This is a genomic window from Tardiphaga sp. 709 (assembly GCF_032401055.1).
GTDB lineage: Bacteria > Pseudomonadota > Alphaproteobacteria > Rhizobiales > Xanthobacteraceae > Tardiphaga.
In genome coordinates this window covers 4,230,790-4,246,644 of sequence record NZ_CP135529.1, presented here as the reverse complement: position 1 = coordinate 4,246,644, position 15,855 = coordinate 4,230,790, and the positions used below count along the sequence as shown (strand labels likewise).

General features: G+C 62.0%; 11 protein-coding genes. 4 read left to right on the top strand and 7 right to left on the bottom strand.

Translation table 11 applies throughout. From position 1 onward, the window contains the following. The first annotated feature begins 57 nt into the window (after positions 1-57). Positions 58-1,620, top strand: coding sequence for an ATP-binding protein (locus RSO67_RS20645; RefSeq protein ID WP_315840371.1), 1,563 nt, complete (start codon positions 58-60; stop codon positions 1,618-1,620). 3 nt (positions 1,621-1,623) lie between these two features. Here RSO67_RS20645 and RSO67_RS20640 read toward each other — a convergent pair whose 3' ends face one another. The 7 genes from RSO67_RS20640 to RSO67_RS20610 all read right to left on the bottom strand — a co-directional run bounded on the left by RSO67_RS20640 (position 1,624) and on the right by RSO67_RS20610 (position 12,247). After that, positions 1,624-4,257 carry an EAL domain-containing protein gene (locus RSO67_RS20640; RefSeq protein ID WP_315840370.1) on the bottom strand — a complete coding sequence of 878 codons (2,634 nt, stop codon included), beginning with the start codon at positions 4,255-4,257 and terminating at the stop codon, positions 1,624-1,626. 190 nt (positions 4,258-4,447) lie between these two features. Next, complete coding sequence (locus tag RSO67_RS20635; RefSeq protein ID WP_315840369.1) at positions 4,448-7,081, bottom strand: EAL domain-containing protein; 2,634 nt, start codon at positions 7,079-7,081, stop codon at positions 4,448-4,450. Between the two features lie 269 nt (positions 7,082-7,350). Next, complete coding sequence (locus RSO67_RS20630; RefSeq protein ID WP_116661543.1) at positions 7,351-8,136, bottom strand: ABC transporter ATP-binding protein; 786 nt, start codon at positions 8,134-8,136, stop codon at positions 7,351-7,353. After that, on the bottom strand, positions 8,133-8,906 hold the full coding sequence (locus RSO67_RS20625; RefSeq protein WP_093761596.1) for an ABC transporter permease: 774 nt from the start codon (positions 8,904-8,906) through the stop codon (positions 8,133-8,135). Before RSO67_RS20625 ends, RSO67_RS20630 begins: the two co-directional genes overlap by 4 nt. Positions 8,907-9,053: 147 nt before the next feature. Then, positions 9,054-9,998 (bottom strand): ABC transporter substrate-binding protein, encoded by a 945-nt coding sequence (locus tag RSO67_RS20620; protein WP_089266870.1) that lies wholly within the window; start codon positions 9,996-9,998, stop codon positions 9,054-9,056. 105 nt (positions 9,999-10,103) lie between these two features. Beyond that, entirely contained in the window at positions 10,104-10,868 is a 765-nt protein-coding gene (gene hutC / locus RSO67_RS20615) for a histidine utilization repressor (RefSeq protein ID WP_315840368.1), read from the bottom strand. Further along, positions 10,868-12,247: a formimidoylglutamate deiminase gene (locus tag RSO67_RS20610; protein ID WP_315840367.1), complete on the bottom strand. Its 1,380-nt coding sequence runs from the start codon at positions 12,245-12,247 to the stop codon at positions 10,868-10,870. Before RSO67_RS20610 ends, hutC begins: the two co-directional genes overlap by 1 nt. A 95-nt stretch (positions 12,248-12,342) precedes the next feature. On the opposite strand from RSO67_RS20610, the gene hutI reads away from it, so the two are divergent. From hutI to RSO67_RS20595, 3 genes are read left to right on the top strand one after another with little or no spacing between them, the layout of a single operon-like run. Continuing rightward, on the top strand, positions 12,343-13,572 hold the full coding sequence (hutI, locus tag RSO67_RS20605) for an imidazolonepropionase (protein WP_315840366.1): 1,230 nt from the start codon (positions 12,343-12,345) through the stop codon (positions 13,570-13,572). Positions 13,573-13,583: 11 nt separating this feature from the next. Then, a complete protein-coding gene (gene hutU / locus RSO67_RS20600) occupies positions 13,584-15,257 on the top strand; it encodes a urocanate hydratase (protein WP_315840365.1) in 1,674 nt (557 codons plus the stop codon). A 9-nt stretch (positions 15,258-15,266) separates the two neighbouring features. Then, the gene (locus tag RSO67_RS20595; protein WP_315840364.1) at positions 15,267-15,842 is read left to right on the top strand and encodes a HutD family protein; all 576 of its coding nucleotides are present in this window, start codon (positions 15,267-15,269) and stop codon (positions 15,840-15,842) included. The last annotated feature ends 13 nt before the right edge of the window (positions 15,843-15,855 follow it).

The window sequence follows — 15,855 nt, the reverse complement described above, 5'->3', positions numbered from 1 at the left end:
AGCTATCGGCAGGGGCAGGCGATGTGGGCATCACTCAAGAACTTTCTCGATAGTTCCATGTTTGCCCCGCACGGCATTTGCCTGCTGTGGGATCCCGGCCTGATCTGGCTTCACGTCGGCTCGGACGCACTGATCGCCGCGGCCTATTTCTCGATCCCCATCGTCCTCACAATCTTCGTCTGGAAGCGCCGCGATGTGGAGTTCGGCTGGATCTTCTGGGCCTTCGCGCTCTTCATCATGGCCTGCGGCCTGACTCATGTGATGTCGATCTACACGCTGTGGGTTCCGGCCTATGGCGCCGAAGGAATCCTCAAGGCGATCACCGCCATCGCCTCGGTCGTCACCGCAGCGATTCTCTGGCCACTGCTGCCACGACTACTGGCGATCCCCTCGCCTGCGCAATTGCGCGAAACCGAACTGGCGCTGATCGAGGAAGGCCGGCACCGGCGCGAAGCCGAGGACATGCTGCGCCATACGCACAAGATGGAAGCGATCGGCCACCTCACCGGCGGTGTCGCTCATGACTTCAACAATCTGCTGACCATCATCATCGGCAATCTCGAAATCGCCGAGCACAGCATCTCGACCTGGACGGAATCGTCGCGCGATCGCCTCAGGCGCGTCATTGCCAGCGCGGCCGGCGGCGCGCAGCGCGCCGTGGTGCTGACGCAGCGCCTGCTCGCCTTCGCACGCAAGCAGCCGCTCGACCCGAAGACCATCAATGTCAATGGATCGCTCCACGGCATGTCGGACTTCTTCCAGCGCACATTGAGCGAGAACATCGATCTCGAAATCGTCGGCGGCGCCGGGCTGTGGCAGGTCGAGGTCGATCCGAGCCAGATGGAAGCCGCCATCCTCAATCTCGTGGTCAATGCACGCGACGCTATGGCCGGCTCGGGCAAATTGACGATCGAAACCAGCAACGCTTTTATCGACGAGATCTACGCCCTGCAGAATTCCGATGTCGTCATCGGGCAGTATGTCCTGATCTCGGTGACGGATACCGGCCCGGGCATGCCAAAGGACGTGCAGGAGCGCGCCTTCGATCCGTTCTTCACCACCAAGGAGCCCGGACAGGGCACCGGTCTCGGCCTGAGTCAGGTCTACGGTTTCGTCAAGCAATCCGGCGGCCATGTGAAGATCTATAGCGAGGTCGGCGAAGGCACGACCATCAAGGTCTATCTGCCGCGCAGCAGACAGCATACGGAGCAATCGACCGAGATCGAGAGGCGCATCGTCGGCAGCAACGGCAACGAGACTGTGATGATCGTGGAGGACGATCCGGATGTGCGGTCCTACCTGGTCGAGACGCTGGAAGGTCTCAACTATCAGGTCCGCGAGGCCGGCAATGCCGACGCAGCGCTGGCGGATTTTGCCGCTGACCCCGAACCGTTCGACCTGCTGCTGACCGATATCGTGATGCCCGGCATGAACGGGCGACTGCTGGCCGACGAGATGCAGAAGCGGCAGCCGAAACTGAAAGTGTTGTTCATGACAGGCTATTCGCGCAACGCCATCGTGCATCAGGGCCGGCTCGATCCCGGCGTGTCGCTGCTGCAAAAGCCGATCACGCAAGCAGCGCTCGGCGGCAAGGTGCGCGAGATGCTCGACAAGCGGTGAGGATTAAGGGATTCGCCTGACGGGCAAGGCGCCGCGCGTCCGCTCCGCCTGACGCCGCATATCGCTCAGGGTCGTGGCGGCACGCGACGCTTCGTGACTCGCGAGCCAGAGCTCGAAATCCGGCACCGGCAGCGCAGGCGAATAGACGAAGCCCTGGATAACGTCACAGCCGAGCTCGGTGAGAATCCGACGCTGCCCATCGGTCTCCACGCCCTCGGCGACCACGATCATGTCGAGGCTCTGGCCGACGCGGATGATGGCGCGCGTAATCGCCAGCGCGCTCGCCTCGCTTTCAAGGCCACGCATAAAGCTGCGATCGATCTTCAACTCACGAATCGGCAGATGCGCGAGACGGCTGAGGCTGGAATAGCCGGTACCGAAATCATCCATCGATAGCTGCACGCCGGACTTGCGAATTTTCTCCATGGTCTCGACGGCGGTCGAATGCTCGCTCATCACCACGCCTTCGGTGACCTCCAGCATCAGCATGTCCGGCGACAGGCCATTTTCGGCGATCACCTCGCCGACCAGCGTGGCGAGATCGCCATTCTGGAAGTTGATCGGCGACAGATTGACCGAGACGCTGGGTACATCGACGCCATTTTTGCGCCAGGCCGCGACCTGCCGGCATGCTTCGCGCAGCGACCAGGTGCCGATCAGCTCGATCAGCCCGTATTCTTCCGCGAGCGGGATGAATTTCGACGGCGGCACTTCGCCGAGCACCGGATCGGACCAGCGGGCCAGCGCCTCGACACCGTAAAGGCGACCGTCAGCGCGCACCTGCGGCTGATAGTGAAGCCGCAGCGCATCCTGCACGATGGCATTGCGCAGCGCCGTACTGAAGGCGAGTCGCTCCTCGCTGAGGCGGTTCATCTCCGCACTGAAGAAGCGATAGGTCGAGCGACCGGCCTGCTTGGCCTGATACATCGCCGCATCGGCATGTTTGAGCAGACCGTCGATATCGCCGGCATTGTCGGGATAGATGCTGACGCCGATACTGGCGGATACCGGCACCAGCTTGGCGCCGAGTTGCATGGGCGGCAGCAGCGTCTCGAGCAGGCGGCTAGCGATCAAGGCGGCGCCTTCAACATCGCAATTCGGCAGCACAATAACGAATTCGTCGCCGCCCTGCCGGCTCAGCGTATCGGCCGGCCGGATCTGCCTGCACAGTCGTTGCGTGACCGTGACCAGCAACTCATCGCCGATGGAATGACCGAGCGTGTCGTTGACGTCCTTGAAGTGATCGATATCGAGGAACATCACGGCAATGCGGTCCCGTGGTTTGCTCTTGTCGATCAGCCCCGTCAGGATCTGGCGCAGTTGCGCGCGGTTCGGCAGGCCGGTCAGCGCATCGAAATAGGCCAGACGCGCGATTTCGCTGCGGGCCTCGTGCCGTTCAATGGCCAGTGCGCACAGATGCACACAGGCGTCGACGATAGTCTGGTGCCAGCGCGTCGGGCCGCGCATTTCATGGAAATAGAAGGCAAAGGCACCGATGACGCGACCATCCCGCGCCTTGATCGGCGTCGACCAGCAGGCGCGCAAGCCGGCTTCCAGTGGCAGCGTATTATAGGGCAGCCACCGCGGATCGGTGGCGATATCGGTGGCCAGCACCGCGTGGCCGAGAAAGGCCGCAGCGCCGCAGGACCCGACATCGGGACCGATGGCAATACCGTCAATAATGGGCGCGAAGGCCGGCGGAAGACTGGGGCCGCCGAGTGGATGGAGCCGACCGTCCGCGTCCACATGCAGCACCGACGAGACGATATCAGGCGCGATGGCTTCGACGCGGTGGCAGAGATCGCCGATCACATCCACGACCGGCATGTCATTGGCGAGATTCTCCAGCACATGATGCTGCAGCGAATTGATCTGTTTGCTCTCGGTGATGTCGGCGAGCACCGCGACGAGGTGCTCGACCTCACCGGCTTCATTGCGGCCTGCGTTGACCGTGCTTGAGATCCAGATCTCGTGACCGTCCTTGTCGTAGACAAGGATATCCTCTTGCCCGTGTCCTTCGGCATCGATCTGCGCGTGAAACCGCTCCAGCGTTTCGTTGTCGGTATATTCTCCGGTCAGCAGATCCCGGGGGTGTTTGCCCATCGCTTCCGCGAGGGTGTATCCGAACAGCTCCGTAAAAGCGTCGTTGACATAGACGATGGTCATGTCGCGCTTGGAGACCATCACGACACGGTCGGTCTTTTCGGCAACGAGTGCCATCAGCGTATTTTGCTCGCGGTCGCGGACATCGTCCGTCACGTCGCGGATGAAGTTGATGTAGAGCGTCTTGCCGGCATAATCGACGCGGGAGATCGAGAACGCGCCCCAGGCCTCGCTCCCGTCCTTGCGGCTGAGCCTGAACTCGCGGCGGCCCTTGACCGCAGTCCGGGGATCCATGGCAGACTTTGCCGCGATCGCTCCATCGAGATGTTCGCGCACGTCGGGCGGCACGAGGACGCTGATCTGCCGGCCGACCACTTCGTCGCGGTGATATCCCCACATGCGCTCGGCCGCGGCATTGAAGTGCCGGATCTGATTGTCGACGCCCGTGATAACGACAGGATCGACTGCCTGTTCGAACGCCGAGAACAGCGCCTTTGCAGCTTCACTGGGCTGGCCGACAGGGCTTGTAGGCATGAAACAACCTTCGATCACGGGAGCCGCGTGAGCACGATGGCGGCTGTCTTCGTTACAACGGCAATGTCATTCGCAGGTACGACTGTATTTGAACTCCAGTAGCTAAGAAGTTCGTTCGACCTCATCTCGAGGGGCCGGAAAACCGGATGTCGTTAACAACGCGTTAACGACGGTCGTCAACTTATCGAGATTACATGACCGCAAGCGCACCCGGCCGTATGTCCTCTTGCGAAGCATCGGCCCGGCGCTCGTCGACCAGCGCCGCCCAGCGTTCGGCATGGCGGGCCACCAGCCAGGCTTCGAAATCGAATGCGGACAATGCGGGCGAATACAGGAAACCCTGAATGACGTCACAGCCCAGCCCGGCGAGAATCCTGCGCTGCTCTTCGGTCTCGACGCCTTCGGCCACGACCGTCATGTTGAGACTCTGCCCGACGCACACGATGGCGGTGGTGATCGCCAGAGCACAGACCTCGGTCTCGATACCGCGCATGAAGCTGCGATCGATCTTCAGCTCGCGCACCGGCAAATGCGCCAGACGGCTCAAGCTCGAATAACCCGTGCCGAAATCATCCATCGACAAGCCGATGCCGGCCGCGCGGATCTGCTTCATGATCTCGATCGCGGTCGTATGTTCGCTCATCACCGCGCCCTCGGTGACTTCGAGCATCAGCCTGTTCGGCGCCAGCCCGTTTTCCGCGATGATGTCGGAAATCAACGCCGGCAATCCCGGATTCAGAAAATTGATCGGCGACAGGTTGACCGAGACGCAAGGCACATCGAGCCCTGCCTTTTGCCACGCCGCAATCTGCCTGCACGCCTCGCGCAGCGACCAGACACCGATCTGCTCGATGAGCCCGCATTCCTCCGCGAGCGGAATGAACTTCGCCGGTGACACATCGCCCAATACGGGATCATGCCAGCGCGCCAATGCTTCGACGCCGTAGAGATCCCCGTTGCTCGCGCGAATCTGCGGCTGGTAGTGCAACCGCAGACCGCCTTGTGCAAGCGCGTGGCGCAAAGCGGTGCTGAGACGAAGGCGCTCCTCGTTCACGCGGTCCATGTCATTGCTGAAAAACCGATGCGTGGAGCGGCCGGCCTGCTTGGCCTTGTACATTGCCGCATCGGCATATTTCAGCAGACTATCGAGATCGCGGGCATTGTCCGGAAACATGCTAATGCCGGCGCTGGCGGAAATCGGCACCTGATTGTTGCCTAGCTGCAGCGGAACCGACAGTGCCTCGGTGAGCCGGCCGGCGATGCGGGATGCATCTGCCGCGACGCAGTTCGGCATCAGGATGATGAATTCATCGCCGCCCTGACGACTCAGGATATCGCCGGGTCGGATATGCTGATGAAGCCGCTGTGTGACGGCGACCAGCAAGTCATCGCCGACAGCATGCCCCAGCGTATCGTTGACGTCCTTGAAGTGATCCAGGTCAAGAAATATCAGCGCCATCTGCGCATCTGCGGTGCATTCCGCGACGGCGCGCTCCATCAACTGGCGCATATGGGTCCGGTTCGGCAGACCGGTGAGCGCATCGAAATAAGCAAGCCGCGAGATTTCGTTACGCGCTTCCTCACGCTCGATGGCGACCGCGGCGAGATGAACACAGGCATCGACGATACCGTGATGCAAGCGGCTGGGTCTGCGACATTCCCTGAAGTAGAATGCGAACGTGCCGATGACGCGCCCATCCTTGGTCTTGATCGGCATCGACCAACAGGCCTTCAGACCGGAAGCCAGCGGCGCGCTGTTGTATGGCAGCCATAGAGGATCGTTTTCGATATCGGTGACCAGAACAGGCTCACCGCGAAAGGCCGCGGTCCCGCAGGAGCCTACATCCGGTCCGATGGCAATGCCGTCCAGCGCCTGCGCATAACCTGCCGGAAGGCTTGGTCCTCCCAAAGGATGCAGCAATCCCACGGAATCGACATGTAGCACCGAACAGACGACATCGGGCGCGATCTGCTCCACCTTCCGGCAAAGATTGTCCATCACGTCGAGCAGCGGCTGCTCACCGGCCAGCGCTTCGAGAATGTGATGCTGCAGCGACTGAAGCTGCTTGCTCTCGGTGATATCGGTCATCAATGCGACGAGGTGCTGGAGTTTTCCATCCGCGTCGTGAATCGCGTTCAAGGCAACCGAGACCCAGACCTCGTTGCCCGCTTTGTCGTAAAGGAGAATTTCGTCTTCAGCAGAACCTTCCGTTCTGATCTGCTGGTCCAGATAGGCGAGCGTCGCCTGGCTGGTATATGCGCCGACGAGGAATTCCTCCGGGATCAGTCCCCTCGCCTCATCCAGCGAGTAGCCGAACATGCCGGTGAAGGCGCCGTTGACATAGCTGATCCGTGCATCGCGACCCGCAATGTAGATAGCGCGTTTCGTCTTGCCGACCACGAGAGCCAGCGGGATAACTTCTTCCCTGCGCTTCACCTCCTCCGTCACATCGCGGACGAAGCCCATATAGGTGATCTCGCCATTCACCTCGACCCGCGACATCGACAACGATCCCCAGATCTCGCTGCCGTCCTTGCGTTCGATTTTCACCTCACGGCTGTGCCCGACGATGCGATTGACGCCGGTCGCGCGGTTCGCGGCGATGTATCCGTCATGCTGCGACCTGATCGCCATCGGCACCAAAAAGCTGATATTTCGCCCGAGCACTTCATCGCGCTCATAGCCCCACAGCCGTTCGGCGGCGGCGTTGAAATGGGTCACGCTATTCTTGCTGTCGATCATCACGACAGCATCGATGGCCTGCTCCAGCCCGGCGAGGAGCGTCCTCGCGGCATCACTCTGGTCGACATGCACCAACGTCATAAACGCAACTCGCAATTACTTTGCTCAAACCATCGGACCGTCGTTGAAATGACCCGATCACCGGCTTTCAGCCGAGGTGGTGCAATCGTATGTGCGAGATGTCGCCAAACTGTTTTGCGCGGCGCCCGAGTTCCCGGCGGCCGCGAACGTACTTAAGGTCCGGATAAAACCACGCAGCCAGAGCAGGGCACGCAAGCAACGACGCAACCTTCGATAGTTGGCGCGTCGCTAAAGCGGTATCCTGACGCCGCTGATGCTACGCGAGAATCCTAGTGGGCTTCAGCCGCGAGCACGGCCTCGACACGGATTTCTTCCGTGAGCCGCGCTTTGAGGTCGGAAAAAGCCGGGCTGGTCTTGATGGTGTAGTGCCGCGGATGTGGCAGATCGACCGGGATATCGGCCTTGATGCGACCGGGACGCGCCGACATCACCACGGTGCGCGACGCCAGGAACACCGCTTCCTCGATATCGTGGGTGACGAAGATCACCGTCTTGCGCTCGCGCTCCCAGATGCCGAGCAGCAATTCCTGCATCAGGGCGCGGGTCTGGTTGTCGAGCGCGCCGAACGGCTCGTCGAGCAGCAGGATCTTCGGATCGTTGGCAAGCGCACGAGCAATCGCGGTGCGCTGCTGCATGCCGCCGGAGAGCTGCTTCGGAAAATGATTGGCGAAGCTGGTGAGGCCCACCTTCTCCAGCCACTGTTTGGCGATGTCGTTGCGTTCACGTTGCGAGACGCCGCGCTCGCGCAGACCGAAGGAAATATTCTCCGACACCGTGAGCCAGGGAAACAGCGTGTAGGACTGGAACACCATGCCGCGATCCGCGCCGGGACCGGTGATCGCCTTGCCATCGAGCAGGATGCGGCCGGTGGTCGGCGTATCCAGCCCGGCGACCATGCGCAGCAGCGTGGACTTGCCGCAACCGCTTGGTCCGAGGATGGTGACGAAGTCGTTGTCCGCGACGGAAAGATTGGTCGGCTCCAGCGCACGCGTCGGCGTGCCGCCGCGCACGGCAGGGAAAATCCGCGAGACGTTGTCGATGACGAGCTTGCTCAAATGATGCTCCACGGAAACAAGCGCCGGTTCGCAGCCTTGAACGCATAGTCCGAAATCAAACCGATGATGCCGATGACGATAATGCCGAAGATGATCTGGCCGGTGGCGAGCAGCGCCTGGCTGTCGATGATCATGTGGCCGATGCCCGAGGACGAGCCGATCAGTTCGGCGACGATGACATAGGTCCAGGCCCAGCCGAGCACGAGGCGCAGGATTTCCGCGATCTCAGGCGCAGCGGACGGGATGAGAACGCGCTTGAGCACACCGGCGTCGCGCGCGCCGAGCGTCAGCGACGCCTCAACGAGATCGCGGCGCACGCTGCCGACGGAGACAGCGACCATCAAAATGAGCTGGAACACCGAGCCGATGAAGATCACCAGCAGCTTCTGCAATTCGCCGATACCGGCCCACAGGATCAGCAAGGGGATAAAGGCCGAGGCCGGCAGATAGCGCGCGAAGGAGACGAAGGGCTCGAGAAAGGCTTCGATCGGTTTGTAGGCGCCCATCAGGATGCCGATCGGCACCGCGAACAATGCGGCCAGCACAAAGCCGCCGATCACGCGCCAGATGGTCATGCCGATGTCGTGCAGGAAGCCCTGCTTCACCAGCAGAAACCAGCCGTCCTGCAGCATGGTCCACGGATTGGCGAGAAAGGTCTTGGAGACGAAGCCGCCAAAGGTCGCATAGGACCACGCGGCAACGAACAGCACGAAGAAGGAGATGCCGAGCACGACGCGCGCGGTGGATGAAATGGGGGCGAGTGGTTTCATAATGAGCCTGAAGAAGCACTGACCAACTCAGTCGTCATGCCCGGCGAATGCCGGGTATCCACGTCTTGGCCGCAAGAGCAGACGTGGATGGCCGGGACAGGCCCGGCCATGACGTCGTTGATGGAGTCGTGCACGAGTATCTCGGGTTTACTGAATGAAACGCGGATCGGCGAGCTTCGTCAGATCCGGGATTTCCTTGATCACGCCGATTTCGAGCAGCAGCTCTGCAGCTTCCTTCGAGAACGCCTGGTGCTCGCCGGCGAAGAACTTCTTGTTCGCTTCCTGATCCTGCCAACGCAGATACTGCGCGGAGGCGCCGAACTTCTCGCCGGTCTGCTTCACGTCGGCGCCCATGATCTCATAGGACTTGTCCTTCTCGGCACCGATCATCGCAACGGCCTCGAAATAGCTCTTGGCCAGCGCCTTCACGGCACCTTCGTTATCCGCGATGAACTTCGGCGTGCAGCCGAACGTGTCCATGATCATCGGATAGTCGAGCGTGGTAGCAATGATCTTGCCGGCTTCCGGCTTCTCGCGCACGGCCGAGAGATAAGGCTCATAGGTCATGGCCGCATCGTTCTGGCCGGCAATGAACGCCTGCGCTGCGGGACCCGGCTCCATGTTGACGACGGAGACGTCCTTCACCGAGAGGCCGTTCTTCTTCAGGAACCAGGCGAGCGTGAAATAGGGCGCGGTGCCCGGAGCGGAAGCCGCAACGGTCTTGCCCTTCAGATCCTTGATCGATGCGGTGCCGGCGCGCACGGCCATGCCGTCGGCGCCATAGGACTTGTCGAGCTGGAACAGCTGCGTGGTGGCGACGCCATTGGCATTCCACACCACCCAGGTCTCAACCGTGGTGGCGGCGCACTGCACGTCGCCCGATGCGATGGCGAGATGGCGGCTGGCCTGCGGCACCTTCTTGATGGTGACGTCGAGTCCATTTTTGGCGAAGATGCCGGCTTCCTTCGCCAGCGTCAGCGGCGCAAAACCCGTCCAGCCGGAAATGGCGATGGTCACCTTGGTCTGCGCCGCAGCCGGGGTCGCAACGAGAGCCGCGAGCATGGCGGCGACGGAAACTCCAATCAACTTCATAACGCACTCTCCTCAGCCAGATTTAGAATGATACTGCATGGCAACATGGCGGATTGCCAGAGTCAATTTCCGCAGACGCCCTGCGGCAGATGATTCATGTCGTCCTCATGATCGCAGCCCCGTCGGCGTGAAGCGTGCAGTGAGCTGATACAGATCGTTCGGATAGGTGACGCGCACCGATGTGATGATCTTTTTCTTGCGCCAGGTGCGGCGCTCGACCACGAGGCAGGCGGCTGGTTTCTTCAGCGTCAATGCTTTCAAGGCGACATCGTCGGCGAGAGATGCCGTAATCCGATGCTCCGCCTCATTCCACGGTACGTGACCGAGCAGCCAGGTACCTGGTGGCACGCGCGTGAAGTCGACCTCGCATGCAGGTGGCACCACGTCGAGATTGATCAGACGCTCTTCCAGCGCGAAAGGCTTGCCCTTGGCGATGTGCCGACAGCTCAACACCAGCACATCGCAGATCTTGTCGATACCGAGACGTTCGAGATCGTCCTTGGTTGCCTTGCGCCGTTTGCGCGACAGTAGTTCGTAAGCATAAGCCTCGCCGCGCTTGGCAATCTCGGCCTGGATATCCGGAATATGCAGCACCGCAGACTGCACCAGCGGCTTGGCGACGAAGCTTCCGACGCGGCGCTTGCGCTCGATGACGCCGGCCGCTGCGAGACCTGACAGCACCTTGTTCACAGTCATCCGCGAGCAATTATAGCTCTCGACCAGTTCATGCTCGAACGGAATGCGATAGCCAGGCGGCCAGCGGCCGGAGAGGATCTTCTCTTCGAGATCGGCACGGATGCGCTGATACAGCGCCTGCGGCGCGGCGTGCGCTTTTCCATTTGCCAGTTTTGATACGCGCGCTGTCGCCATCAGAGTGTCGCCAGCCGCTGCACGACGCGCCGATAGCGTTCGGTGATGGATGCGCGCTTGATGTGGCGACCACTGTCGACGACCTGCTTGCCGCCAACGAAGACGTCGGAGATCGCCGATTTTCCGGCGATGAAGGTTGCGGCATCGAGCCAGCGGTCGCCGGTGACGGCACAGAGATCGGGATGTGCGGTGTCCAGCACGACGATATCAGCGCGCTTGCCGACCGCCAGCGCGCCGATATTGCGGCCCGAGGCCTGCGTGCCGCCGACCAGCGCATGTTCATAGAGCGCACGGCCGGTGGACTCGCCCTCATGGCGCGCCACGGCATTGCGGACGCGATAGGCCAGACGCTGGCTGTATTCGAGCTGCTTGAGTTCGCCGGGCGCCGTAATCTCGATGTTGGAATCGCTGCCGACGCCGAAGACGCCGCCGGCATCGATGAAGCGCGGGCCTTCGAAAATGCCGTCGCCGAGACTGGCTTCGGTGAGCGGACAGAGGCCGACGACGGCGCCTGTCTTCGCGACACCGGCGGTTTCTTCGGGCGTCATATGGGTCGCGTGGATCAGCACCCAGCGCCTGTCGACCGGCATATGATCCAGCAGCCACGCCACCGGGCGCTGGCCGGACCAGGCGATGCAGTCCTCGACTTCTTTGGTCTGCTCCGCCACGTGGATATGAATCGGGCCATGAGGCACTGCCTTGAGGACGTCATTTAGTGTGTCTGGCGTGATCGCGCGCAACGAATGCGGCGCAATGCCGATGGCGGCGTCATCGACCGACTTGATCGCTTCGCGCGACTTCTCCAGCAGCGCCAGAAAGCGCGCGGGATCATTGGCGAAACGACGCTGGCCGTGGATCGACGCGGCACCACCAAAGCCGCTGAAATTGTAGAAGGACGGCAATAGCGTCAGACCGATGCCGGTCTCGCCGGCCGCTGCCGCGATGCGCGTAGCCATCTCCGCGAGATCGCCATAGGGCGCGCCGCTCTCGTCGTGATGCAGATAGTGAAACTCGGCGACCGAGGTGAAGCCAGCTTCCAGCATGTCGGCATAGGCGAAGCCCGCGATGGCCTCGACGTCATCCGGCGTCAATGTATCGATGAAGCGATACATCAACTGCCGCCATGTCCAGAAACTATCTTGGGTCGCGCCGCGAATTTCGGTGAGGCCGGCCATGCCGCGCTGGAACGCATGGCTGTGCAGATTGGGCAATCCGGGCAGCGCCACGCCGCTGATGATTTCAGCGTCAGCGCTGCTCGAATTCGCAGCAATGGCCGTGATGACGCCATTCTCGATTGCGACAACGACGTCGCGCGCCCAGCCTGACGGCAGCAGCGCGTGCGCGAAGAATAGCCTTTTTGCAGCACGTTGCGTGCCCATAGCGATTGCCTGTTGCATTCAAAAGACGCTCGACAATAAGCGAGGCCGCTGATTATGTATAGACATACGACGTCCCGAATTTACGGCAGTCCGTCATGACCTTCGATACCATCTGGACCAATGCACGCCTTGCGACCATGGCGACCGACACGCCCGGCCTCGGCATCGTGGAGGACGGGTGCATCGCAGCAAAGGACGGCCGGATTGCTTACGCTGGTCCTGCGTCAGACCTGCCGCCGGATGCCGACGCCAAGACACGGATCGATTGCGACGGCCGCTGGATCACGCCGGGGCTGGTCGATTGCCACACCCATCTGATCTATGGCGGCAACCGCGCGAGTGAATTCGCGATGCGGCTCGAGGGCGCGAGCTATGAGGATATTTCGCGCGCCGGCGGCGGCATCGCATCGAGCATGAAGGCCACGCGTGCGGCCAGCGAGGCGCAGCTCGTCGCCAGCGGCTTGAAGCGGCTCGACCATCTGCTCGCCGAAGGCGTCACCACCATCGAGATCAAATCGGGTTACGGCCTCGACAGGGATACTGAAATCCGCTGCCTCACAGCTGCGCGCCAGCTCGGCCGCGCGCGCGATGTCTCCGTCGTGACATCGTTTCTCGGCGCGCATGCGATGCCGCCGGAAGCGAATGGCGACAAGGGCGCCTATATCGACACGGTCATCGCCGAAATGCTGCCGGCGATTGCCGAACTAAAGCTCGCCGACGCCGTCGACGCGTTCTGCGAAGGCATCGCATTTTCGCCGGAGCAGACGGCACGGGTCTTCGCCGCCGCCAAGGCCCACGGCCTGCCGGTCAAGCTGCATGCGGACCAGCTGTCCAACCTGCACGGTGCTAAACTTGCCGCCGACCACGGCGCGCTCTCTGCGGATCATCTCGAACATACGGACGAGGACGGCGTCATCGCGCTGACCAAGGCCGGCACCGTCGCCGTAGTATTGCCGGGTGCTTACTACACCCTGCGCGAAACCCAGGCTCCGCCGATCGCGCTGTTCCGCAAGCATGGCACGCATCTGGCGCTGGCCACCGACAGCAATCCCGGCACCTCGCCGCTGACCTCGCTGCTGCTCACCATGAATATGGGCGCGACACTGTTTCGCATGACCGTGGGCGAATGCCTGCTCGGCGTCACGCGCGAAGGTGCGCGGGCGCTGGGCAAGCTGAGCGAAGTCGGCACGCTGGAGGCCGGCAAGGCCTGCGATCTCGCCATCTGGGACATCGAACACCCCGCCGAGCTGGTCTACCGCGTCGGCTTCAATCCGCTCCACGCGCGCGTCTGGCACGGCCGAACGCACGCGACCGTTTCCAAGTAAGGATCGACATCATGGATCGCAGCAAGAACAGCCGCATCGTCCGCAGCCCGCGCGGCACCGAACTCTCCGCCAAGGACTGGCTCACCGAAGCGCCGCTGCGCATGCTGATGAACAATCTCGATCCGGAAGTGGCCGAGAATCCCAACGAGCTCGTGGTCTATGGCGGCATCGGCCGCGCGGCACGCAATTGGGAAGCCTTCGACCAGATCGCCAAGTCGCTCCGTGAGCTCAACACCGACGAGACGCTGCTGGTGCAGTCCGGCAAGCCGGTCGGCGTGTTCAAGACGCACACTGACGCGCCGCGCGTGCTGATCGCCAATTCCAATCTGGTGCCGCGCTGGGCCACCTGGGAGCACTTCAACGAGCTCGATCGCAAGGGGCTGATGATGTACGGCCAGATGACGGCCGGCTCGTGGATCTATATCGGCTCGCAGGGCATCGTGCAGGGCACCTACGAGACCTTCGTGGAGGCCGGACGGCAGCACTATAATGGCGACCTGTCCGGCCGCTGGATCCTCACCGCAGGTCTCGGCGGCATGGGCGGCGCGCAGACGCTGGCTGCCACCATGGCTGGCGCTTCGTGCCTCGCGGTCGAATGCCAGCCGAGCCGCATCGAGATGCGCTTGAAGAGCCGTTACCTCGATGTGCAGGCGAAGAACCTCGACGACGCCCTCGCGATCATCGAGAAGGCCAACAAGGAGAAGAAGCCGATCTCCGTCGGCGTGCTTGGCAATGCCGCCGACATTTTCCCGGAACTGGTCCGCCGCGGCGTCAGGCCGGACATCGTCACCGACCAGACCTCGGCGCATGACCCGGTCAACGGCTACCTGCCGAAGGGCTGGACACTGTCCGAGTGGGAAGCCAAGCGCGCCACCGATCCGCAAGCCGTCGAGAAGGCCTCGCGGAAATCGATGAGCGAGCACGTGCGCGCGATGCTCGACTTCCACAAGATGGGCGTGCCCACCGTCGACTACGGCAACAACATCCGCCAGATGGCCAAGGAAGAAGGCGTCGACAACGCATTCGACTTCCCGGGCTTCGTGCCAGCCTATATCCGCCCGCTGTTCTGCCGCGGCATTGGCCCGTTCCGTTGGGCTGCTCTCTCAGGCGATCCCGAGGATATCTACAAGACCGACGCCAAGGTGAAGGAGATCCTCGGACACAACAAGGCGCTGGTGAACTGGCTCGACATGGCGCGCGAGCGCATCCAGTTTCAGGGCCTGCCGGCGCGGATCTGCTGGGTCGGCCTCGGCGATCGCCATCGCCTCGGCCTCGCCTTCAACGAAATGGTCGCATCGGGCGAGTTAAAGGCACCGATCGTCATTGGCCGCGATCATCTCGATTCCGGCTCCGTGGCAAGCCCGAACCGCGAGACCGAAGCGATGAAGGACGGCTCCGACGCCGTCTCCGACTGGCCGCTGCTCAATGCGCTGCTCAACTGCGCATCTGGCGCAACCTGGGTATCGCTGCATCATGGCGGCGGCGTCGGCATGGGCTTCTCGCAGCATTCCGGCATGGTCATCGTCGCCGACGGCACGCCGGAAGCGGCCAAGCGCCTCGAACGCGTGTTGTGGAACGATCCGGCGACCGGTGTGATGCGCCACGCCGATGCGGGCTATGAGGAAGCCATCGACTGCGCCGAGGAACATCACCTCAATCTGCCATCGCTGCACGCCAGGGGCTGAGTGCAGCGCATGCAGATCCTGCGCGCCGCGAACTACAAAGTAATGCCCTGGAAGAACGGGCTGGGATCAACCACGGAGATCGCGATCTTCCCGGCGAATGCAAAGCTGGACGATTTCGACTGGCGCGTCAGTATGGCGCAGGTGACGAGCGACGGACCGTTCTCGTCATTTCCCGGGATTGATCGTACACTTCTGGTCATCGATGGCGCCGGCATCGACCTCAATGTCCACGGCCGTGTATCTGTGCGCATTGATCGCAACACGATCCATTCCTTCCCGGGCGATCAGCAAACCGCGGCGACACTGATCGACGGCCCCATTACAGATTTGAATGTGATGAGCCGGCGCGGGATCGTCTCACAGCATGTGAGACGCATCAACGTCATGAAACGTCAGGATTTTATAGTTTCTGCACAAGCGTTTCTGTTCGTTGAGCATGGCACTGCGACCGTACGGTCGGCATCGACCGTCGACAGCCTGTCGGCGCATGATGCGCTGCTTGTGGAACAAGGATCAGCACCTGTCGCAATTGAGTCCGATGCGACGGCGCGTGTGGTCATCATCGAATTCGGCAGGCAGTCCTGACCGCACCAACGAT

Bases quoted from the DNA above. Each gene is read 5' to 3' on its own strand.
- RSO67_RS20645 (WP_315840371.1), top strand. From the start codon at position 58: ATGTTTGCCCCGCACGGCATTTGCCTGCTGTGGGATCCCGGCCTGATC.
- RSO67_RS20640 (WP_315840370.1), bottom strand. From the start codon at position 4,257: ATGCCTACAAGCCCTGTCGGCCAGCCCAGTGAAGCTGCAAAGGCGCTG.
- RSO67_RS20635 (WP_315840369.1), bottom strand. From the start codon at position 7,081: ATGACGTTGGTGCATGTCGACCAGAGTGATGCCGCGAGGACGCTCCTC.
- RSO67_RS20625 (WP_093761596.1), bottom strand. From the start codon at position 8,906: ATGAAACCACTCGCCCCCATTTCATCCACCGCGCGCGTCGTGCTCGGC.
- RSO67_RS20620 (WP_089266870.1), bottom strand. From the start codon at position 9,998: ATGAAGTTGATTGGAGTTTCCGTCGCCGCCATGCTCGCGGCTCTCGTT.
- hutC (WP_315840368.1), bottom strand. From the start codon at position 10,868: ATGGCGACAGCGCGCGTATCAAAACTGGCAAATGGAAAAGCGCACGCC.
- RSO67_RS20610 (WP_315840367.1), bottom strand. From the start codon at position 12,247: ATGGGCACGCAACGTGCTGCAAAAAGGCTATTCTTCGCGCACGCGCTG.
- hutI (WP_315840366.1), top strand. From the start codon at position 12,343: ATGACCTTCGATACCATCTGGACCAATGCACGCCTTGCGACCATGGCG.
- hutU (WP_315840365.1), top strand. From the start codon at position 13,584: ATGGATCGCAGCAAGAACAGCCGCATCGTCCGCAGCCCGCGCGGCACC.
- RSO67_RS20595 (WP_315840364.1), top strand. From the start codon at position 15,267: ATGCAGATCCTGCGCGCCGCGAACTACAAAGTAATGCCCTGGAAGAAC.